The organism is Afipia sp. GW821-FHT14H12 (assembly GCF_058803465.1).
Map to the genome: position 1 here is coordinate 2,214,197 of NZ_JBXAOZ010000001.1, position 20,921 is coordinate 2,235,117.

At 63.0% G+C, this 20,921-nt stretch carries 19 protein-coding genes, 1 tRNA gene and 1 pseudogene; 15 read left to right on the forward strand and 6 right to left on the reverse strand.

Annotated elements, in window-relative coordinates; genetic code table 11:
* Nucleotides 1–114: 114 nt before the first annotated feature.
* Together AC1RNA_RS11200 and AC1RNA_RS11205 are read left to right on the forward strand one after the other, a co-directional pair.
* Nucleotides 115–1,746, forward strand: coding sequence for an acyl-CoA dehydrogenase family protein (locus tag AC1RNA_RS11200; RefSeq protein WP_492951102.1), 1,632 nt, complete (start codon nt 115–117; stop codon nt 1,744–1,746).
* A 27-nt stretch (nt 1,747–1,773) separates the two neighbouring features.
* The gene (locus tag AC1RNA_RS11205; RefSeq protein ID WP_492951103.1) at nt 1,774–2,559 is read left to right on the forward strand and encodes a CPBP family intramembrane glutamic endopeptidase; all 786 of its coding nucleotides are present in this window, start codon (nt 1,774–1,776) and stop codon (nt 2,557–2,559) included.
* 6 nt (nt 2,560–2,565) lie between these two features.
* On the opposite strand, the gene ruvX is transcribed toward AC1RNA_RS11205, so the two are convergent.
* Together ruvX and AC1RNA_RS11215 are read right to left on the reverse strand one after the other, a co-directional pair.
* Entirely contained in the window at nt 2,566–3,048 is a 483-nt protein-coding gene (gene ruvX, locus AC1RNA_RS11210; RefSeq protein WP_492951104.1) for a Holliday junction resolvase RuvX, read from the reverse strand.
* A 38-nt stretch (nt 3,049–3,086) separates the two neighbouring features.
* The gene (locus tag AC1RNA_RS11215) at nt 3,087–4,007 is read right to left on the reverse strand and encodes a LysR substrate-binding domain-containing protein (RefSeq protein ID WP_492951105.1); all 921 of its coding nucleotides are present in this window, start codon (nt 4,005–4,007) and stop codon (nt 3,087–3,089) included.
* 113 nt (nt 4,008–4,120) lie between these two features.
* Between AC1RNA_RS11215 and AC1RNA_RS11220 the strand changes: the two genes are divergently transcribed.
* The 11 genes from AC1RNA_RS11220 (at nt 4,121) to AC1RNA_RS11270 (ending at nt 13,450) form a co-directional block, all read left to right on the forward strand.
* Nucleotides 4,121–5,296 carry a YbfB/YjiJ family MFS transporter gene (locus AC1RNA_RS11220; RefSeq protein WP_492951106.1) on the forward strand — a complete coding sequence of 392 codons (1,176 nt, stop codon included), beginning with the start codon at nt 4,121–4,123 and terminating at the stop codon, nt 5,294–5,296.
* Between the two features lie 17 nt (nt 5,297–5,313).
* Complete coding sequence (locus tag AC1RNA_RS11225; RefSeq protein ID WP_492951107.1) at nt 5,314–5,889, forward strand: carboxymuconolactone decarboxylase family protein; 576 nt, start codon at nt 5,314–5,316, stop codon at nt 5,887–5,889.
* A 71-nt stretch (nt 5,890–5,960) separates the two neighbouring features.
* A complete protein-coding gene (locus tag AC1RNA_RS11230) occupies nt 5,961–6,140 on the forward strand; it encodes a hypothetical protein (protein ID WP_492951108.1) in 180 nt (59 codons plus the stop codon).
* 171 nt (nt 6,141–6,311) lie between these two features.
* Complete coding sequence (gene gatC, locus AC1RNA_RS11235; protein WP_009340920.1) at nt 6,312–6,599, forward strand: Asp-tRNA(Asn)/Glu-tRNA(Gln) amidotransferase subunit GatC; 288 nt, start codon at nt 6,312–6,314, stop codon at nt 6,597–6,599.
* Nucleotides 6,600–6,616: 17 nt separating this feature from the next.
* The gene (locus AC1RNA_RS11240) at nt 6,617–6,802 is read left to right on the forward strand and encodes a hypothetical protein (protein ID WP_009340919.1); all 186 of its coding nucleotides are present in this window, start codon (nt 6,617–6,619) and stop codon (nt 6,800–6,802) included.
* Nucleotides 6,795–8,270 (forward strand): Asp-tRNA(Asn)/Glu-tRNA(Gln) amidotransferase subunit GatA, encoded by a 1,476-nt coding sequence (gene gatA, locus AC1RNA_RS11245; protein ID WP_009340918.1) that lies wholly within the window; start codon nt 6,795–6,797, stop codon nt 8,268–8,270. The genes AC1RNA_RS11240 and gatA overlap by 8 nt, the downstream gene beginning before the upstream one ends.
* Nucleotides 8,270–8,566 carry a hypothetical protein gene (locus AC1RNA_RS11250; RefSeq protein ID WP_048755900.1) on the forward strand — a complete coding sequence of 99 codons (297 nt, stop codon included), beginning with the start codon at nt 8,270–8,272 and terminating at the stop codon, nt 8,564–8,566. The genes gatA and AC1RNA_RS11250 overlap by 1 nt, the downstream gene beginning before the upstream one ends.
* Complete coding sequence (locus AC1RNA_RS11255; protein ID WP_009340916.1) at nt 8,566–8,862, forward strand: chorismate mutase; 297 nt, start codon at nt 8,566–8,568, stop codon at nt 8,860–8,862. Before AC1RNA_RS11250 ends, AC1RNA_RS11255 begins: the two co-directional genes overlap by 1 nt.
* A gap of 98 nt (nt 8,863–8,960) precedes the next feature.
* On the forward strand, nt 8,961–10,352 hold the full coding sequence (locus AC1RNA_RS11260) for a patatin-like phospholipase family protein (RefSeq protein WP_492951109.1): 1,392 nt from the start codon (nt 8,961–8,963) through the stop codon (nt 10,350–10,352).
* Between the two features lie 52 nt (nt 10,353–10,404).
* The gene (gatB, locus tag AC1RNA_RS11265; protein WP_009340914.1) at nt 10,405–11,889 is read left to right on the forward strand and encodes an Asp-tRNA(Asn)/Glu-tRNA(Gln) amidotransferase subunit GatB; all 1,485 of its coding nucleotides are present in this window, start codon (nt 10,405–10,407) and stop codon (nt 11,887–11,889) included.
* Between the two features lie 1,294 nt (nt 11,890–13,183).
* Nucleotides 13,184–13,450: a hypothetical protein gene (locus tag AC1RNA_RS11270; protein WP_009340912.1), complete on the forward strand. Its 267-nt coding sequence runs from the start codon at nt 13,184–13,186 to the stop codon at nt 13,448–13,450.
* A gap of 12 nt (nt 13,451–13,462) precedes the next feature.
* Here AC1RNA_RS11270 and AC1RNA_RS11275 read toward each other — a convergent pair whose 3' ends face one another.
* A complete protein-coding gene (locus tag AC1RNA_RS11275; RefSeq protein WP_009340911.1) occupies nt 13,463–13,675 on the reverse strand; it encodes a hypothetical protein in 213 nt (70 codons plus the stop codon).
* Nucleotides 13,676–13,891: 216 nt separating this feature from the next.
* Here AC1RNA_RS11275 and AC1RNA_RS11280 point away from each other — a divergent pair.
* Together AC1RNA_RS11280 and selB are read left to right on the forward strand one after the other, a co-directional pair.
* A tRNA-OTHER gene (locus AC1RNA_RS11280) sits at nt 13,892–13,987 on the forward strand.
* A 52-nt stretch (nt 13,988–14,039) separates the two neighbouring features.
* Entirely contained in the window at nt 14,040–15,839 is a 1,800-nt protein-coding gene (selB, locus tag AC1RNA_RS11285) for a selenocysteine-specific translation elongation factor (protein ID WP_492951110.1), read from the forward strand.
* A gap of 86 nt (nt 15,840–15,925) precedes the next feature.
* On the opposite strand, the gene AC1RNA_RS11290 is transcribed toward selB, so the two are convergent.
* The 3 genes and pseudogenes from AC1RNA_RS11290 to AC1RNA_RS11300 form a co-directional block, all read right to left on the reverse strand.
* The gene (locus AC1RNA_RS11290; protein WP_009340909.1) at nt 15,926–16,852 is read right to left on the reverse strand and encodes a 2Fe-2S iron-sulfur cluster-binding protein; all 927 of its coding nucleotides are present in this window, start codon (nt 16,850–16,852) and stop codon (nt 15,926–15,928) included.
* Entirely contained in the window at nt 16,849–18,699 is a 1,851-nt protein-coding gene (locus AC1RNA_RS11295; protein WP_492951111.1) for an NAD(P)H-dependent oxidoreductase subunit E, read from the reverse strand. The genes AC1RNA_RS11290 and AC1RNA_RS11295 overlap by 4 nt, the downstream gene beginning before the upstream one ends.
* A gap of 16 nt (nt 18,700–18,715) precedes the next feature.
* Nucleotides 18,716–20,772: pseudogene (locus AC1RNA_RS11300) on the reverse strand (molybdopterin oxidoreductase family protein).
* Nucleotides 20,773–20,921: the final 149 nt, after the last annotated feature.

Genomic DNA, 20,921 nt, shown 5'->3' on the forward strand with positions numbered 1-20,921 from the left:
TCCGGAAAATTTCTCGTTGCGACGATTTTCCGCGCCATGCCGCTGGCGCTAGACTTGTACCCATCCGGCCCGAATCGGAGCGGGTGTCGCTCCGTCTTCGTCAGGAGCATCGCCATGTCGTCCGCCCGCGCCGTGCTCAACCAATCGCCGCCGTTTTTCGACATCAACCTGTTCGGCTGCGATGTCCCTCTGATGGAGGCGGTGGCGGCCTATGGCGCGCGTGACCATGCGGAGGAGTTGTCGCTGTTCGGGCGGCTCTGGGGCTCGGCTGCGATGGCCGAGCGCGGGCGGCTTGCCAACGAGAACCCGCCGAAGCTGAAGACCTACGACGCGCGCGGATTCTGCCGCGATGAGGTGGAGTTTCATCCCGCCTATCATGAGTTGATGGCGCACAGCGCCCATGCCGGGTTGCACAATTCGACATGGAGCGGGGCTGGCACGTCGGCGGGCGGAGCCGCGGAAGTCGTGCGCGCGGCTAAGTTCTTCATCGCCGCACAGGTCGAGACCGGGCACCTCTGCCCGATCACCATGACACGCGCCTCGGTCGCTGCGCTCGCGAGCGACGAGGCGCTGCGCGTGCAGATCATGCCGGTGCTGGGCACGAATGTTTACGATCCTGCCTTCATGCCGTGGTGGCAGAAACGCGGCATGACCATCGGCATGGGCATGACCGAGAAGCAGGGCGGTACCGACGTGCGCGCCAACATCACGCGCGCCGAGCGTGAGGGAGATTACTATCGCATCACCGGCCACAAATGGTTCATGTCGGCGCCGATGTCGGATGCGTTCCTCGTGCTGGCGCAGGTGGAAGGTGGGCTCACCTGCTTTGTCATGCCGCGTTTTGCGCCGGACGGCACGGTGAATGCGCTGCGCTTCCAGCGGCTCAAGGACAAACTCGGCAACCGCTCCAATGCCTCGTCCGAGGTGGAGTTCGAGGGTGCGTATGCGCTGCGGCTGGGCGAGGAGGGGCGCGGTATTGCCACCATTATTCAAATGGTGTCGCTGACGCGGCAGGATTGCGCCATCGCTTCCGCGGGGCTGATGCGCTCGGGCCTTGCGCATGCGCTTCATCATGCGCGGCATCGCAGCGTTTTCGGCAGGCATCTCGCCGACCAGCCGCTGATGCGCAGCGTGCTTGCCGACATGGCGCTCCATGTCGAGGCCACGACGGCGCTGGTGATGCGGCTGTGCCGCGCCTTCGACCATGCGCCTCATGATCCGGTTGAGAGCGCCACTATGCGGCTGATGACGCCGGTGGTGAAATACTGGGTCTGCAAGAGCGCGCCGGCCTTTTTGCACGAGGCGATGGAGTGCCTCGGCGGCAACGGCTACGTCGAGGAGGGCATTCTGGCTCGGCATTACCGGGAAGCGCCGGTCAATGCGATCTGGGAGGGCTCCGGCAATGTGATGTGCCTCGACGTGCTGCGCGTGGTGTTGCGCGAGCGTGACTCTGCGGCCGCCGTGCTGGCCCATCTCGCGCAGGAGGGCGGGGATTTGCCGGACGTAAAGGCGGCATTGTCCGCAACCGCTGCGGCACTGGGCCAGCCGGATGCGGAGGGGGCGGCCCGCAACGCCGTGGAAAGCCTGGCGGTTGCCGCTGCCGCGGTCGCGCTGAAGGCAGTCCATCCCGGCCATGCGGCCCTGTTCGCGCAAACGCGACTGGCGCAACGGCGTGGGCTGATGTATGGCGCGGTCGACCTCACCCCCGGCGAGATTCAGGGCCTGCTCGCGCGGGCGCTGCCTTAAGCCTCTTTTGCAAGCGAAAGCACATCGATGAGTCTTCCCGAAACACTCACCGACCCCGTTGTACCTGTGCCCGCGCCGGAGCCGCGCATTTGGAAATTCTGGGGCACCTCGCTGTGGGGGCTGCTGATTTTCATTGCGCTGTTCCTCGGGCAGGGCGCGACGATTGTGGTTTTGCTGCTCATGCAGAAAGAGCCGCTCACCATGTCCACCTTCGCGGATTCGCTGACGCATGTGATCACAGGCGGCAAGGCGCTCTCGCTCTCGGTCATGACTGGCCTGCCGGGCGTGTTGCTCGCGACCTGGGTGGCGACGAAGCTGGCGCGCAAGCGTTTTGCGGATTACCTCGCCCTGAACCGCCCGTCATGGAAATGGCTGCTGATCGGCGCGGTCAGCCTCGCGGTGCTGGTCGAGGGATGGGATTTGCTGTCCAAGGCCACTGGCCGCGAGGTGATGCCCGGTTTCATGATGGATACGCTGAAAGCCGCGCAGGCTGACAACACGCTATGGCTGCTCGTTCTCGCCATCGTGGTGGCCGCGCCGGTCACCGAGGAATTCTTCGTGCGTGGCTTTCTCTATCGCGGCTGGTCGGAATCCTTCCTACGGATTCCCGGTGCGATCATCCTGTCCTCGGCGGTGTGGACGCTGATGCACCTGCAATACGACTGGTTCTTCCTCGGCGAGGTGTTCTCGATCGGGTTGCTGCTCGGCTACTTGCGCTATCGAAGCAATTCGACGTGGCTCACGGTCGTGATCCACGGCCTGAACAATCTCGCTGCAACGATCCAGACCATCTGGCTCGCCACGCATTCCTGAGGGGGGCTATGACTGGCGGCTCAGCGCCGCGAGGCGGTCCAGCGCGCCTTGCAGAATGAAGATTGCGGCGTGCTCGTCAATCACCTCGGCGCGGCGCGCGCGGCTGACATCGTTGGCGATCAGTTCGCGTTCGACGGCGGCGGTCGAGAGCCGTTCGTCCCACAGGCCAATGGCGAGGTCGGTGAGCTTGGAAAAATTACGGGCGAACGCGCGGGTGGATTGCGCGCGCGGGCCTTCGCTGCCGTCCATGTTGATCGGCAGGCCGAGCACGAATCCGGAGGAGGCGCGCTCGGCTGCGATCCTGAGCAGTTCGGCGGCGTCCTTGGTGAAGGTTTTGCGCTGGATCGTCGTGACGCCAGTCGCAAGCCGCCGATCGGGGTCGGACACGGCGACACCGATGGTCTTGGTGCCGAGGTCGAGCCCGATCAGCGCGCCGCGCGGCGTCCAGTGCGTGGCAGCCTCGGTCAGGGGAAGGATGGGAGCGGGCATCGCCTCACTTACCATGGCGGCGAAACCTGATGCAAAGGCTAGACCTTGGCTGTCCGTCCGCTCCGCAGCGTTTTTAGACTTCGCTTTTTTGCGGATGTCTCTGTCGTCATGGAGTTCATCAGCGTCCGGAGAGCCATGACCGGTGCCGATATTTCGCCTTCGCGCCAGATCAGCGGCGTGACGATCTCGCTTTGGGCGCGCGGAATCGGATTACGCCGCACCCGCGCGTGTGGCATTGCGTCGAGCACGGCTTCCGGCACCAGCGCGATGCCCGCACCGGCTGCGACGCAGGCGACGATTGCATGGTAGGAGGTGAGCTCGAGAACTCTCAGAGTGGCGAGGCTTTCGCGTTTCAGCCAGCGCTGCATGACACGGCGATAGGCGCAGCCGCTCGGAAAGGCGATCAGGCTTTGGCCTGCGGCCTCGCGCGAACTGGCAATGGGCGGATGATCCAGGCTGGAGATGACCACGAGGCGTTCACGAAACACGGGCAGGTGAGCGAGCCCGCGCACGGATGGCGGCTCGGCGATAAAGGCCGCATCCAGCCGCCGTTCCGCTACTGCGTTGACCAGCGCATCGTTCGTACCGGTAGTCAATTCCAGGCGCACATCGGGATAGCGGCGGTGAAAGTCGGCCAGTACGCCGGGGAGGCGGCTCGCTGACGTGCTTTCCAGTGCCCCAAGTTTCAAGAGTCCATGGGGTGGGGCGCCCGACACAGCGTTGCGTGCTTCCTCGGACAGCCGGATCAGCCGTTCCGCATAATCGAGCAGCAATTCGCCGCTGGGCGAAAGATGCAGCCGCTGGCGGTCGCGGTGAAACAGCGGCACGCCGATCGCACTCTCAAGTTGTTTGATACGCGTTGTTACGTTCGACGGGACACGGTGCAGTTTCTGCGCCGCTTTGATGATGCCGCCTTCTTCGGCGACGGTCTTGAACATCTGCAGATCGGTGAAGTTCATTGTGCGCCTCTAGTGTTCTCATAAAGAGAATACAATGTTCTACATTATTCAATATCCGAGAATACAGCGTCAGTCTACGCTTGCGGTCGATGGACTCAACCGCTGGGCAACTCATGTCGTCTGTTTCCACCCCGACCGTATCGCCTGTCATGCGCGCTGTCGCTGTCGCATGGATTGGCCTTGCGGGGCTGGCGGTCGCGATGGGGATCGGGCGGTTCGCATTCACGCCGGTGCTGCCGCTAATGCAGCAGGAAGGGAGCGTCACGCTGGTTCAGGGCGGCTGGCTCGCAACGGCCAATTACCTTGGTTATCTGGCCGGTGCACTGATCTGCATCGGGTGGCATCCCGGTCCGGCGAGGGCCGTCCGCTGGGGACTTCTGTCGATTGCCGTCCTCACCTTCGCAATGGGTTTGACGGAGGGTTTCAGGATCTGGCTGATTCTGCGGCTACTGGCTGGTGCCGCCAGCGCCTTCGTGCTGGTGGGCGTTTCCGCTTGGGCGATGCCGCACCTTGCGCTGGCCCATAAGAAAACATGGTCAGGCTATGTCTTTTCCGGAGTTGGCGTCGGCATCTGCGCCACGGGCGTCATCTGCCTCGCCGCGGGAAGCCTCGCGTTCGGTGCGCGGTCGACATGGATCTGCCTTGGCGGCGTTGCCGCCGTCTTCGCGTTGGCGCTCTGGCTGCCGCTCAGGGGTGACGACGGACACGAGGTGCCGGTGACGAAGTCCCGCGCGGCCCCCCTGAGCGGCGAGGCGCGGCTGGCGGCGCTGTGCTATGGCGCTTTCGGTTACGGATACATCATCCCCGCGACATTCCTGCCCGCTCTGGCGCGGGAGGTCATCACCGATCCGCTCGTGTTTGGTCTGATATGGCCTGTGTTCGGTGCGGCAGGCGCGATCTCGACGCTCTGCGCCGCGGCATTCCTGCCGCATCATTCGGCGCGCCGCCTTTGGATTCGCGCGCAATGGATTCTGGCCGCCGGTGTGATCGCGCCGGTCTTCACGATCAATCTCTACGTCTTGTTGTTCTCGGCGCTGTGCGTGGGCGGCACGTTCATGGTCATCACGATGGCAGGCATCCGCGAAGCGCGGCGTCTCGGCGGCACGAGCGCGGCTCGGCTCATCGCGCTCTATACCGCTGCTTTCGCACTGGGACAGATTCTAGGGCCGCCGACAGTCAGCCTGTTTCATGGCGGGCTGGCCGCTCCGAGCGTATTAGCGGCATTCGTTCTCGTGGCGAGCAGCCTTGCGCTCGGCCGCGGCGCGAGTGCGCCGGAAACATCCGAATGATGGAGAAGGAAACCGATATGCATCAGCACCCAGACCGCATGCCGCCGCTTGGACTCGCACAGATGGATGCCGCCCAGCAAGCCGCAGCACAGATTCTCATCGCCGGGCCGCGCAAGGGCGTCAAAGGCCCGTTCATTCCGCTCCTGCGAAGTCCGCAGTTGCTCGACCGTTTGCAGCGGGTTGGACAATATATTCGTTTCGACAGCAGCTTGCCACAGCGGCTCTCGGAATTCGCCATGCTGGTGGTGTCCCGTGCCTGCACGCAGCAGTTCGAGTGGTTCACCCATGTTCCGCTGGCGTTGAAGCTCGGCACCAGTTCCGAAACGATCGAGGCGGTGCGTTGCGGACGGCGTCCCGCCGACATGAGCGCGGACGAGGCGCTGGTCTACGATTTTACGCAGGAACTGCTGATGCATCGTGGCGTTTGCGATGCGACCTATGCCGGGACGGTGGCGCAGCTCGGCGAGCGCGGTGTGGTCGATCTGACAGGGCTGATCGGATATTTCCTCACTGTCTCCTTGATACTCAACGTTGCACATACGCCCCCGGAGACGGTCGATGGGATCGCGGCGCTGCCGGCCTTGCCGCTGTAAGCGCCGCTTCAGGGCTGCGAATTGACAACCCGCAGGCCGCTTTCGCGGCTGCGGGTTTTGGAGTTCTGCTGATGTCCCTCGATGCTCTGACTCTGTTCGGGCTGTTCGCGGTCACCGCGATGCTGGTCTGCTACGCGCTGGAGGAGAAGTCGCCGCACTTTATTCTTGGCTTCGCGGCGGCCTGCGCGCTGGGCTCGATCTGCGGCTTTTTGCAGAGCGCCTGGCCGTTTGGGCTGGTCGAGGGGATATGAGCGATTGTCGCGATTGGGCGCTGGCTCAAGCGCCGCCAGCTCTGGGGGCAATTTGACCGCTGCGGGCATGCCTGCCCGGATTTCCCCTTGAGCGGAAAATGCTTTATAGGCAGGCCATTGGAACCGCTGCGGCGGTATTCCCGGAGCCATACCTTCCCGGAGCCATAATCAATGTCAGTCGATGCAGCCACGGTTCGCCGGATCGCGCAGCTTGCGCGGATTGCCGTCAAGGATGAGGAGGTGCCGCACCTCCAGGGCGAACTTAACGCGATGCTCGCCTTCATCGAGCAACTGTCCGAGGTCGATGTCGAAGGCATCGAGCCGATGACCTCCGTGATGCCGATGGAGATGAAGAAGCGCCACGACGTCGTCAATGACGGCGAAATCTCCGGGCTCGTGCTGGCGAACGCGCCGGTCACAGAGGATCACTTCTTCCTCGTGCCCAAGGTTGTCGAGTAGCGGCAGGGTGGACTGCAATGTGCGAACTCTGCAGCGATGAAGACTTCTATCAGGCGTTCATGGACTACCTCGACGACATGGAACGGCAGGGTAAGACCCCGGACCCCGATGAGGGCCATGACATCGCGCTGAAAGCCTCCCAGGCTGCGAAACGAACCAAACGATCTCCTTTTATCTGCGACCCGATTGAGACGAATGACTGATCTGACTGCACTGACGCTTGCCGAAGCCAAAGAGGGTCTTGCGGCGAAATCCTTCACGGCACTCGAACTGACCGACGCGCATCTGGCCGCGATGGAGAGCGCACGCGTTCTCAACGCCTATGTGCTGGAGACGCCGGAGCGGGCCCGTGCGATGGCGAAGGACGCCGACGCCAAGATCGCGAAAGGCGAGGGCGGCAACCTTCTCGGCATTCCGCTCGGCATCAAGGATCTGTTCGCGACCAAGGACGTGCGCCTGACCGCGTGCTCGAAGATCCTTGGCGACTTCAAGCCGCCTTATGAATCGACCATCACCGCGCAACTCTGGCGCGACGGCGCGGTGCTGCTCGGCAAACTCAACAACGACGAGTTCGCGATGGGCTCCTCGAACGAGACCTCCGCGTTTGGCAGCGTCATCAATCCGTGGCGGCGCGAGGGATCGGATACGGCGCTGGTGCCGGGCGGCTCGTCCGGCGGTTCGGCGTCGGCGGTGGCTGCGGGGCTTTGCCTCGGCGCGACCGGCACCGACACCGGCGGCTCGATCCGTCAGCCTGCGGCTTTCACCGGCATCGTCGGCATCAAGCCGACCTATGGGCGCTGCTCGCGCTGGGGGGTGGTCGCGTTCGCGTCCTCGCTCGATCAGGCAGGCCCGTTTGCGCGCACGGTGCGCGACACCGCCATTATGCTGCGCTCGATGGCGGGGCACGATCCCAAGGACACCACCTCGGTCGATCGCGCGGTGCCGGATTACGAGGCGGCGATCGGCAAGTCCGTGAAGGGCATGAAGATCGGCATTCCGAAGGAATATCGGATCGACGGCATGTCGCCGGAAATCGACAAGCTGTGGGCGCAGGGCGTGGAATGGCTGAAGGCGGCGGGTGCGGAGATCGTCGAGGTGTCGCTGCCGCATACCAAATACGCGCTGCCGGCTTATTATGTCGTCGCACCTGCCGAAGCGTCGTCGAATCTCGCGCGCTATGACGGCGTGCGTTACGGCGCGCGCGTTGACGGCAAGACCATTTCCGAGATGTACGAGAATACCCGTGCCGCTGGATTCGGGCCGGAAGTCCGCCGCCGCATCATGATCGGCACCTATGTGCTCTCGGCCGGCTATTACGATGCTTATTATCTGCGCGCGCAGAAGGTCCGCACCCTCATCAAGAAGGACTTCGAGGACGTGTTCGCGAAAGGCGTGGACGCCATCCTCACGCCCGCGACACCGTCGGCGGCGTTCGGCATCGGCGAAAAGGGCAAGGCCGATCCGGTCGAGATGTATCTCAACGACATTTTCACGGTGACGGTGAACATGGCGGGCCTGCCGGGCATCGCGGTGCCTGCTGGCAAGGATGCGCAGGGCTTGCCGCTCGCGCTACAATTGATCGGACGCCCGTTCGATGAGGAGACGCTGTTCTCGCTGGGCGAGACCATCGAGCAGGCGGCGGGGCGGTTCGAGCCAAAGAGGTGGTGGTGATGAGCATCTCGGATTTGAAGGCCAGCCTCGCGGAGGCCGCGCCACCGGCCAATTTGTCACAACCGCTGACGGCCCTGTGGTGGGTTGCGAAGGGAAACTGGGAACAGGCACACTCCCTTGCGCAGCAGACGCCGACGGCGGACGGTGCATGGGTGCACGCGCATATCCATCGGGTTGAGGGCGACCTCGACAATGCGGGATACTGGTACGGCCGTGCGGGCAAGTCTGCGTCATCCGCCGCACTCGAAACCGAATGGGACCAGATCGCGTCGGCGTTGTTGGGCAAGCAGGATTGATGTCGTTCGAACCGAAAAATCTGCCGGAGCTGCGCGAGGTCATCGATCGGATCGACCGCGATCTCGTCGCGCTGATTGCCGAACGTGTGCGCTGCCTCGATCAGGTGATCGCCGTGAAACTCCGGGAGGGGCTTCCGGCCGCGATCCCGGAGCGGGTCGAGGAGGTCGTTGCCCATGTTCGCGCCGAGGCCGAGGCCGCAGGCGTGCCGCCGGATCTTGCTGAAATGCTCTGGCGCAATCTCATCGGTTGGTCGATCGACTACGAAGAAGGACATATCAAGAGCGCGAAATCCTAGGATTGGGGCGGGCCTGTTAACCCTATTGCACGTCGGCCGCCGGTATTAGGAAAATAGCGACCCAACCTCTTAAGACTCCGCGCTTGAGGAGAGGCGGAATGTCGCGCGTGCGTTCAGTTTTGGGAAGTCTGTCGGTCTGTGCGCTGCTGATCGGCTGCGCCACGATTCAGAACGATCCGGTCAATCTTCCCGGCACGCCGTCGAACCTGGCCAATAGCCTCGGGCCCGCTTTCGAGGAAGACACCAGCGCAGATCAGACGATTATCGGCCTGTCCTTCTCTGGCGGCGGCACGCGCGCGGCCGCTTACGCCTATGGCGTGCTCTCGGAAATGGAACGGATTCCGATGCGCGGCGCGCAGGCGCCGATGATCGACCGGGTCGAATATATCTCCGGCGTCTCGGGTGGATCCGTCACGGCCGCTTATTACGGTCTGAAGAAACGAGCCGGCCTCGCCGACTTCCGCGAGAAATTCTTGCTGCGGAATGCCGAGGAAGACCTGCAAACGAACCTGAACCTGGCGACACTGGGCCGGGCTTTCGCAGGCGGCATCAACGATTCAACCGGTTTTCCGCGCTGGCTCGATGCAAACCTGTTCCACGGCGCGACGTTCGGGCAGTTCCGGGCGATCGGCAAGCCGCGCGTCTGGATCAATGCGTCCGATATCTACAACAGAACGCCGTTCGTGTTCGGTGCGGTGACATTCAACGCCATCTGCAGCGACCTGTCACAGTACCCGTTGGCGGATGCCGTTGCGGCATCCGCGGCGGTGCCGGTCGCATTTGCGCCGGTTGTGATCCAGTCCTTCCCTCAGAAATGCAATCAGCCGTTGCCGGGCTGGGTGGAACGCGTCCGCCGAGACAGAAATGCGCAACCGCTGCTCACCAGCTTCGCCAATGCACTCATTAAATACCATGACGGCGCGGTGCCTTACATCAAATTGCTGGACGGCGGACTGGTCGACAATTTCGGATTGTCCGGCTTCACCATCGCGCGTCTGTCTTCGGATACGCCTTACGGGCCGCTCTCGCCAAGGCAGGCCGTGAAATTGCGGCGGGCGCTGTTTCTGGTGGTCGATGCGTCCGCGCCCGGACCGTCTCCGCAGTGGATCAATACGGTTGAGGGACCGCGCGGCGCGGAACTCGTCAAGGCCACCGCGGACACCGCTTTGGGGGCCAGCGTGGCGGGCAGCTTTACCGCCTTCAACAGCACTATGAACGACTGGCAGGCCGCCTTGGTGCGGTGGCGCTGCGGGCTGTCGGCGGCCGACCGCGCCCGATACGGCGCTGGTCCTCGCTGGAATTGCCGGGACATCAAGTTCTTTGTCGGGCGGCTCGGATTCGATCAGCTCGATCCGGCCCGCGCGCAGCAGCTCGACAATGTTCCGACCCGGTTTCACCTGCCGCGCGAGCAGGTAGACGACGTGATCGAGGCGGGCCGGGACACGCTGCGAGGGAGCCCGGTCTTCAAGTCATTCGCGGCGAGCCTCTGACGCCACCGCGCGGGGGTTTTCTCTTGTTCGCGGGCGCGGTAAAAGCCGCCCCATGAACGCAACCGTCGATCCCAAAAAGCTCATCAAGGGCGTCACCGGCGACTGGGAAGTCGTCATCGGGCTGGAAGTCCATGCCCAGGTGACCTCGAATTCCAAACTGTTTTCCGGCGCCTCGACCGAATTCGGCGGCGCGCCCAACGAGCACGTCTCGCTGGTCGATGCGGCGATGCCCGGCATGCTGCCTGTCATCAACGAGGAGTGCGTCGCGCAGGCGATCCGCACCGGGCTCGGCCTCAAGGCGCAGATCAATCTGAAATCGACCTTCGACCGGAAGAACTATTTCTATCCGGACCTGCCGCAGGGCTATCAGATCAGCCAGTACAAGTCGCCGATCATCGGCGAAGGCACGGTGCTGATCGACACTCCGGACGGCAGCACTGCGTCGGTTGGCATCGAGCGGCTGCATCTGGAGCAGGATGCGGGCAAGTTGCTGCACGACCAGCATCCGGCGATGTCCTATGTTGATCTCAATCGCTCGGGCGTTGCCCTGATGGAGATCGTCTCCAAGCCGGACATGCGCTCCTCCGAGGAAGCCAAGGCCTATGTCGCCAAGCTGCGCAGCATCCTGCGCTATCTCGGCACCTGCGACGGCGACATGGAGAAGGGCAACCTGCGCGCCGACGTCAACGTGTCGGTGCGCCGGCCCGGCGAGCCATTCGGCACTCGCTGCGAGATCAAGAACGTCAATTCGATCCGCTTCATCGGCCAGGCCATCGAGTTTGAGGCACGCCGCCAGATCGAGATCATCGAGGACGGCGGCACGATCGAGCAGGAGACCCGGCTCTACGACCCCAACAAGGGCGAGACCCGGTCGATGCGCTCCAAGGAAGAGGCGCACGACTACCGTTACTTCCCGGATCCCGACCTTCTGCCGCTGGAATTCACCGCAGCCTATGTCGAGGAACTGAAATCGCATCTGCCGGAGCTGCCGGATGAGAAGCGCACGCGCTTCATCGAGAGCTTTGGGCTGACGCCGTATGACGCCGGTGTTCTGGTCGCCGAGCGGGAGAGCGCCGACTTCTACGAGGCAGTGCTGGCCGGTCTCGGCAATGCCGGACGCGACGGTAAGCTCGCCGCCAACTGGGTTATCAATGAACTGTTCGGCCGCCTGAACAAGGAAGGGCAGGAGATTGCCGCGTCCCCGGTCTCAACGGCGCAACTCGCCGCGATCGTCGATCTGATCGGCGAAGGGACGATTTCCGGCAAGATCGCCAAGGATTTGTTCGAAATTGTCTGGACCAAGGGGGGCGATCCGAAGGCTCTGGTGGAGAGCCTTGGACTGAAGCAGGTCACGGATCTCGGCGCGATCGAGAAGGTGGTGGACGAAATTATCGCAGCCAACCCCGACAAGGTGGAGCAGGCGCGCGCCAAGCCGCAACTGATCGGCTGGTTTGTCGGCCAGGTGATGAAATCGTCGGGCGGCAAGGTTAATCCGCAGGCCGTCAACGATCTGCTCAAGAGCAAACTCGGCATCTGAACCCGCAGAACACGATCCAAAACGGCGTCGCGCGGCATTCGCGCGGCGCCGTTTTCATGTCGGATGACGTGTGTGAGGTCTAGATCGCGATTCGCGAATCGGCGGAGTGAAGTGCCGAAATGGACGCCGATGCGAGCGCCGATCGCCTCAAAAGCAAAAATCCACGAAAATAATTTCGTTGCCAAAAAATCCGACTCAGAGTCCGGGCGGCGTGTTTTTTCGAGCCGATAACGCACGCGCCGGACTTTCCGCATCGCTTCGCTGCTTTTCATGCGATGCAAGAAATATCCGTATAACAGGGGCTTTTTGAATTTTTTGTTGCGAGGGGCGATCGAAGGCATCACGCGCTGCTCTCGCGCCAGCAATGCGTGGCGATGTTTTTAGAGTCAGTGCAGCTGTCGCATCGTGTACTGTGCGTCAACACTTCCTTAAGCGGGACACTGTTTTTTTTAACGCGTTGGTGTAATCCAAATGCAGTGCATTTCGATTCCCGAGTGCACGACAGCGACAAAGCCATCTCATTAATGGAGGGCAACATGGCCAAGAAAGCGAAGAAGGCGAAAGCCAAGAAGGCGAAGTCGGCAGTGAAGAAGACTGCCAAGAAGACCCGCAAGGTCGCCAAGAAGAAGAAGTAAGGCTCCGCCTTACGGATTGCCGGCAGTTTGAGGCCGGCAACGTCATTAAGGGCCGGTGTCGACTTCGGTGGATACTTTCAGCCCGGATTGACGACAGAGGGTGTCGGCGAGACATCAGGAGAGACGGTCGGACAGGCAGCGAGCTTCTTAGCCGCAGCCGACCCGGCAGAAGAGCGTCAGCGTTCTTCGTACGTTGCGGATCATGATCCGCAGTTCACCGGAGCTTCCGGTTGAATCTCAATCCTGACGTGTTCACCGACGCCCTCGTTTCTTTATCGGGCCGGTTTTCTTGACTGGCTTCCGATATTGGCCTTGAGCCAGCTTGTTCCCGACAGATTGATCGTCTCCAGAAGCTTTGCGGGTGGGATTACTCGCATCGTGTCTGTTTGGCCGATGGTTACCGGCTTCCCAAACGTCAGCCTGAATCCTCTCTGAACAATTCGCGAAGCTATTGAAGAGTCAGGGATTCCTGCGGCGCGACGGATCGTGCGCCGCCGTGCGTTGAGATTCGATTCATCTCGATACTTAAACCACCCTTCAAATTTTAGCGGTCAGATCCCCCTCACAAGCCGATCAATCGGCGAAGGGATGTCAAAGACGGAATTCGGACAGGAGCCGCGGCTGGCCAAGTGCCCACCCGGCACCATAAGGGGGGTGACATGTTTCAGATGGTGATCGACCAGACCGGCGCTTCGCCGGTGGAGGCAAGCGCGAACGGCGACGTGCTGTTCGACCTCGGGTTGATGTTCTCGACCGGCCGTGACGGCATCGTCGATTTCATTGCCGCGCACAAATGGTTCAATCTGGCAGCACTCAAGGGACGGGTGGATGCGATCCAGTTGCGCCGCGAACTCGCCGAACAGATGTCGGCGGAAGACATCGCGCTGGCCCAGCGCGAAGCCCGCGCATGGATGACGGCGCACTAAAGCCTTTCCCGATCAGATTCCGGACGGCAGGGCCTCGATCGCAAACGAGGCTGGTAGCTCGCCCGGCTGCGCGCGTTCGTGCATGGTCACGTAGGCGGCTTTCAGATGCCGGGTGAAGTGCGCGGTATCGATCCTGAAATCTGTCGCACCGGTTATTTCGGGCGGCACAATCATCGCTCGCACTATGGGTGCTAAAAAATCGCTGGGCAGCTCGAATATGCCCATCGATAGTCGCGTTCGATTGTTTGATAGAAAAAATTGCGTATTCGAGCGGTGAACGCGTGCATCTTGCACGGTTCAACTTCTTCTTGACAATCAAAGCGTTTCCCAAGCATTGCAGAACGCAATACCAACGCATTTTGTGTGCATTCGTGCACTGGTCAGGCATAGGCCTTCAAGGGAGAGTGCTCGACAAGATGAGTGTTCGATGTGAGAGCGCTCGGAGGTGTTTGGGTTTCCGGTGGTCCTCCCGGTCTTCGAAATCGGTGAGACCGGGTAACTCGGTCTGGCAGGTTCGTTTCCTGTCCGCCTTCGCCAATCGCTGCAACCTCGACGCCGCCGCGGTGGCCGACGACCCGCGCGACGAGCGATGACGACGCACGTCGTCGCGACGGCCGGTCATGTCGACCACGGCAAGAGCACCCTGGTCCGCGCGCTGACCGGGATGGAGCCGGACCGCTGGGAGGAGGAGCGCCGGCGCGGGCTCACTATCGACCTCGGGTTCGCCTGGACGACTCTACCTTCCGGCCGCGAGGTCGCCTTCGTGGACGTGCCCGGCCACGGGCGATTCATCCGCAACGCACTCGCTGGCTTGGGGACGGTGCCGGTGGTGTGCTTTGTGGTGGCTGCCGACGAGGGTTGGTCGGCGCAATCCAGCGACCATCGTGATGCCATCGCTGCACTCGGCATCAGCCACGGTCTGATCGTGGTCACCAAGGCCGACCGCGCGCCCGATCTCGTGGCGGCGACCATCGAGCGTGCCCACAGCGAACTCGCACACACAGGTCTGCGCGGCGCACCGGCGGTAGCCGTATCGGCCGTGCAGGGCACTGGATTGGATAGGTTCAGGCAAGCCCTCGATGACGTCCTGGCCAAAGCGCCCGCGCCTGACGCCACCGGCCGGCTCCGGCTGTGGATCGATCGCTCGTTCAGCGTTTCGGGGGCGGGCACGGTGGCAACCGGCACCCTTGTCTCTGGCACGCTGACCAAGGGTGACCGGCTCGTGGTGGCCGGTGATGGGCAGGAGCCGCGCGAGGTCGTCGTCCGCGCCCTGGAATCGCGGGACGCTTCTGCCGACGCTCTTTGTCCCATGACCCGGGCCGCGGTCAACCTGCGTGGCGTGTCCGCGGGGGACGTTCGTCGTGGTCAGGCACTGATCGCGCCAGACGCCTGGCTCATGGCCACGGAGGTCGATGTGCGCCGCATCGGGGGTGCCGCGCTTGATGAGGTGCCCACACAACTCACCGTGCATGTCGGAACGGCGACGGCGCCAGCCCAGTTGCGCCGATTCAATGCCGAGCATGCCCGGATCACTCTCGACTGGCCGCTGCCGCTGATCGTGGGCGATCGGCTGCTGCTCCGTGATCCGGCACGTCATCGCGTGCTCGGCGGCGTCGGTGTGCTGGACCCAGATCCACCGCAACTCGCGCGCCGTGGGGATAGTGCCCGGCGCGGGGTAGCGCTTTCCGCGATGCCACCCGAAGGCGACGTGCTGGCCAAGGTGGCGGAGCGGGGCGCTGTGGAGGTGGACTACCTGCACCGGATCGGCCTGGTTGGTCCCGATGCAGCGCCGCCCCCCGGGATCCGCGAACGAAGCGGCTGGTGGGTGCACCTTCCCACGTATGACGAGTGGCGAGGGCGGCTGCGGGCTCTGGTGGAGGATGACTCCCAGCGGGATCAGCTTACGCCCGGCGTTTCCCAAGGAGCGGTGCGCGACGCCCTTGGTCCGTCCGCAGCGCGCTTCATTGACCAACTCGTCGAGGACGCCGGCCTCGAGCAGCACCAAGGTTGCGTCCGGCTGCCGCGGGTGCGCGCCGACCTTGGCCGCGCCGAGGTCGGGGTGACGAAGCTCGAAGCGCGGTTGCTTGCGAATCCCTTCCTCGCACCGTTGGCCGGTGATCTCGCCGCCCTCGGCCTTGGTATCCGCGAACTGGCCGCGGCCGAGAGCGCCCGGCGGGTGTTGCGTTTTCCAGGAGGTGTAGTGCTGCTGCCGTCCGCGCCAGAACTTGCGAGACAGGCACTGGCGCAATTGCCGCAACCCTTCACCACCAGTCAGGCACGGCAGGCCCTGGGGACCAGCCGCCGGGTGGCGATCCCGCTGCTGGAGTATCTGGACGGACGTGGCTGGACGCGCCGGATCGACGAAGACCACCGCGAGGTGGTGCGGTGACCGGAGGCGAAAATATCAGCCCGTCAAAACGCAAAATGCCCGGCACGAGGCCGGGCATAGCTAATTCCGTTTAAAGCGGAAGCACTCTAGTCGTTGCCGTCTTCCTTGCGGCTCTGGACGTGCGTGAAGCCAAACCTGCCCTTGATGCACAGATTGCCGTGGTTGACTTCGTGATCGTGGGGCGCGGTCACCTTGACGATCTTGTTGTCCTGGACGTGCAACTCGACGTTACAACCGACGCCGCAATAGGTGCAGATCGTGGTGGTCGTGGTCTGCTGCGCTTCGTCCCAAGTGCCTGCGGCTCGCATATCGTACTCGGACTTGAACGATAGCGCTCCCGTTGGACACACCTCCACGCAGTTGCCGCAGAAGACGCACGCGGACTCCGGCAGTTCGACCGCGAACTCCGTGGAAATCTGGGAATCGAATCCGCGCCCCGCGATCTGGATCGCGAAGCTGTTCTGCCACTGGGTCCCGCAGGCATCCACGCACTTGTAGCAGAGGATGCACTTGTCATACTCACGCACATAGAGATCGTTGTCGATCTTGTCTGGCTGGGCCATTGAGGCCGCGACGCTGCCGTTTCCGGTGTGGTGCTCGCCCGGCTCATGAACATCACGGCGGAGGCTCGGACCAGCTTTCGGACCATAACGACCGGAGTCGACGCTGTAGCGTTCCTTCCACTCGGGGATCTTCGGCGTTGTGGACAGGTCGACCGAGGAATCGAGCAACTCCAGTACGAGGCGGCGGCTGTGCCGCACCCGGTCGGTGTCGGTAAAGACCTCCATGCCGGGCTGAACCTTGCGAGAGCAGGAGGGCACGAGGACGCGCGAGCCCTTGAGCTCGACCATGCAAACGCGGCAGGCGTTCTTGGGCGTGAGGGTGTCGCCGTAGCAGAGCGTCGGCGTGTCCTTGCCCGCAGCGTTACACGCGGTCAGGATGGTGCTCCCCTCAGGGACGCTGACCTCCTTGCCGTCGATGGAGATCGTAATCTGCTGGACGGGCGCGTTCATCGGCTTTTCTCCAGTACGCCGAGGCGGTCGATAGCCGACTCGACGGCATTCCAGGCAGCCTGACCAAGACCGCAGATCGAGGAATCCTTCATAACCAGGCCGACGTCGCGCAGCAGGCCGACGTCGCGTTCCTTGGCCGCGGTATCGCGGCCATTGCGCATGATGCGCAGCAGCGCTTCCTCCTGACGTACCGTGCCCACCCGGCAAGGGACGCACTGGCCGCAGGATTCGTCGCGGAAGAAGCTCGCGATGCGCAGCAGAATGGCGGGCAGATCGACGGTATCGTCGAAGGCCAGCACCACGCCCGAGCCCAGGGTGGCGTTGTTGGCGCGAGCACCCTCGAAGGTAAGCGGGATATGAAGCTCATCAGCGCGCACAAACACACCGGCCGCGCCGCCGAGCAGCACCGCCTGCAGCTTTCGGCCCTGCGGTACTCCGCCAGCCAACTTGATAACATCGCCCAAGGTCGCGCCGAACGGCACTTCGTAGACGCCGGGGCGCACGAGGTTGCCCGAAACACAGAACAGCTTGGGCCCGGTGGAGCCCTCGGTTCCGATCTTGGCGTACTCCGCGCCGCCCATCTGCATAATCAGCGGGACGTTGCACAGGGTCTCGACGTTGTTGACCACCGTCGGCTTGTTGAAGAGTCCAGCTTCGAACGGGAAGGGTGGCTTGGAGCGCGGTTCGCCGCGATAGCCCTCGATCGAGTTGAAGATCGCGGTTTCTTCGCCGCAGATGTAGGCGCCGGCACCGCGCCGGATCTCCAGCTCGAAGCTCCACCCGGTACCCATGACGTTGTCGCCTAGGAATCCGCGTCCGCGGGCCCTTGCGATGGCGTTGCTCAACAGCCGGTAGGCGCGAGGGTACTCGCCGCGCAGGTAGATGTACCCCCGCTCAGCGCTGATGGAGTAACCCGCGATGGTCATCGACTCGATCAATGCGAACGGGTCGCCCTCGAGGATGGCGCGATCCTTGAACGTACCGGGCTCGCTTTCGTCGGCGTTGCAGACAAGGTAGCGGGGCGTGGCAGGCTGTTTGGCGGTGCTCTCCCACTTGATGCCGGCGGGAAACGCCGCCCCGCCGCGGCCCATCAGCCGGGAGTCTTTGACCTCGCTGATGACCTTGCCGGGTCCCATCTCGAACGCCCGCCGCAATCCGGCATAGCCGCCGGTCGCGAGGTAGTCGTCGATGCTTTCCGGGTCGACCTTGCCGACGCGCTTGAGCAGCATCAGGCCTTCTTGGCCGGCTTGCGGCACGGCCATGCCGGGCGGCGCCTCGGCTGCGAGGGCCACGGGACCGTTATTCAGCGCAAGGACAACTTCATCGGCAGTGGCAGGCCCGATCAGGTGCTCATGGGGCGGGTCACCGGCTTCTACCGCCAGCGCGGCAGGTGCGCGTTCGCACACGCCGAGGCAGGGACTGTGCTTCCAGCCGCTCATGGCGCCGGCCGGACCCAGCCGCTTCTCGAGGTCGGCACACACCTCCTTGGATCCGCGCGCCATGCAGGCGATATCGGTGCAGACGTGCACGATGCGTTTCGGCCGCATGTTGGTGGAGAACATCGCATAGAACGTCGCGACGCTGTAGACGTCGGCTGCGGCTATGCCGAGTCGTTTTCCGATGTAGTTCAGCGCGCCGGGACTGACCCAACCGACGCGGTCATTCACAGCGTGCAGCGCCTCCATGACGAGGTGCCGTCGACTCTGCGAGCGGCCACTGTGCGCGCGCCGGTGGTCTTTCTCGTCGCGCTCGCCACCGTGCCAACCACTTTCACTGGTTCCAAGCAGCCGATCAACCGCGTCCCGTTCATCAGCGAACGGTTCGGCGTTGGAGAACTTCAGGTCCACAACTTATCCTTCCTACCTAGTTCGCGGTCGCGAGCTCGTTATCCTGGGGCTCGTGATCAGCGGTGTCGGCGCTCTCTTCGGGGAGAGGCTCGTTGGTCTTCTCTACTTTGACCGCTGTTGCCTTGAACTCGGCGGTTTTCGAGATCGGGTCGTTCGCTTCGATGGTGAGCGAGTTGGTGTCCACGTCGTCGGGGAAGTTGCAGGCCATGAAGAGCAGGCCGGGGCGCAGTCCCGGATCGATACGGGCAGGCGCCAGCACCGATCCGCGACGGGAAGTCACGCGGACCACTTCGCCCTCGTTGATACCGAGCCGAACCATATCCTCCGGAGAGATGTCGACGCAGCCGCCGACGCGGATCGGTGAGTTGAAGCCACCGGATTGCACGCCGGTGTTGTAGTCGGTCAGTCGCCGGCCGGTCGTCAGGCGCAGCGGGAACTCGTCGTTGAGCTTATCCACCGGCAGCTTGTGCTCAAGGATGCCGAATGGCGCCAAGCGTCCGCGCTTCGCGGGATCCTTTTCCCAGAGCCGGCCGTGCAGGAACGGCGACTCCGGTCCATTCTCGTCAGGGAAGGGCCACTGGACGCCACCCCGTTCTGCAAGCACCCGGTAGGACATTCCATGGTGCGCCGGCGACACCGCGCGCAGTTCATCCCAAATCTCTTCCGCGGTCTGGATCGGCCAATCGTGCCCCAGACGCTTTGCGACCAGACGGATGATCTCGATGTCGTCCTTCGCGCTTCCTGGTGGTTCCAGTGCCTTGCGCACGAGTTGCACCCGCCGTTCGCTGCTGGTGAAGGTGCCATCGCTTTCGCACCATGCCGCAGCGCAGGGGAGCACCACGTCGGCGAACGTGGCGGTCTTGGTGAGGAAGATATCCTGCACGACCAGATGGTCCAGGTTCTGTAACCGCCTGGCCACCGCCGTGGTGTCGGCGTCGGACTGCACCGGGTTCTCGCCCACGATGTAGACGCTGGTTAGGTGTCCCTCGTCCATCGCCTCCATCATCTCCGAGAGCGTCAAGCCGTACTTCGGAGGCATCGTGACGCCCCAAAGGCGTTCGAACTTCGCCCGATGCTCGGGATTCCCGACATCCTGGAAGCCGGGCAGGTTCCTGGGGATCGCCCCCATGTCGCCGCCGCCCTGGACGTTGTTCTGACCGCGCACCGGAACCAGGCCCGCGCCCCAGCGGCCGACCTGGCCGGTGAGCAGCGCGAGGTTGCACAGGGCCCGCACATTGTCGGTGCCGTTGTGATGTTCCGTAATGCCGAGCGTCCAGCACAGTTGCGCGCGTTCCGCCTTCGCATAGTCGTGCGCGAGCTCACGGATCAGATCCGCGGGCACTCCCGTCTCACGGGACGTGACTTCCAGTGTCCACGGCTCGCACGCGGCGATGTAATCTTCGAACCCAAGGGTGGCGTTCGCGATGAAGGCCTCGTTGGTCAATCCGGCGTGGATGATCTCTCGGCCGATACCATAGGCCAACGCCACGTCGGTGCCGACATCCAGCCCAAGCCAATTGTCGGCCCACTCGGCTGTCTTGCACCGGCGCGGATCGACCGAATAGACCTTGGCGCCCTTGTGGATCGCCTTCAGGGCGTGATGGAAGAAAATCGGGTGTGCTTCTCGGGCATTGGAGCCCCAGAAGATAATCAAGTCCGCGTCCTCGATCTCACGATAGGACGAGGTACCGCCGCCAGCTCCGAATACCGTCACCAGACCGGCGACGCTAGGAGCGTGTCAAGTTCTGTTACAGGAGTCGATGTTGTTGGTGCCCATCACCGCCCGGGCGAACTTCTGCGCGATGAAGTTCAGCTCGTTGGTCGAGCGGGAGCAGGCGAACATGCCGAACGAGTCGTCACCATGGAGCTCGCGGTTCCGGCGGAAGCCTTCGGCGGCGCGATCGAGCGCCTCATCCCAAGAGGCGGGCCGCAGCACACCGTTTTCGCGGACAAGCGGCTCGGTCAGTCGCGTGTAGTTCTGCTTGCCTTGTCTGCCCATAATGGCCTCCAGAGTATTGGATTTCCTCTAATATACCACCGGCCATGGATTATGGGATATGAAGGTGTCTTCACATGAGCCGTTTTAATTTGCTTATCCGATCATAAATCACGGTTCATGGTTCGGAAGTGCGCTTCATAAGGCGGCTAAGGCAGGAACAATAGTTTTTTCAAATTGAATTGATAGTCATTTCAAATTACTGCGCGTAATGCTCCTAGGGTAA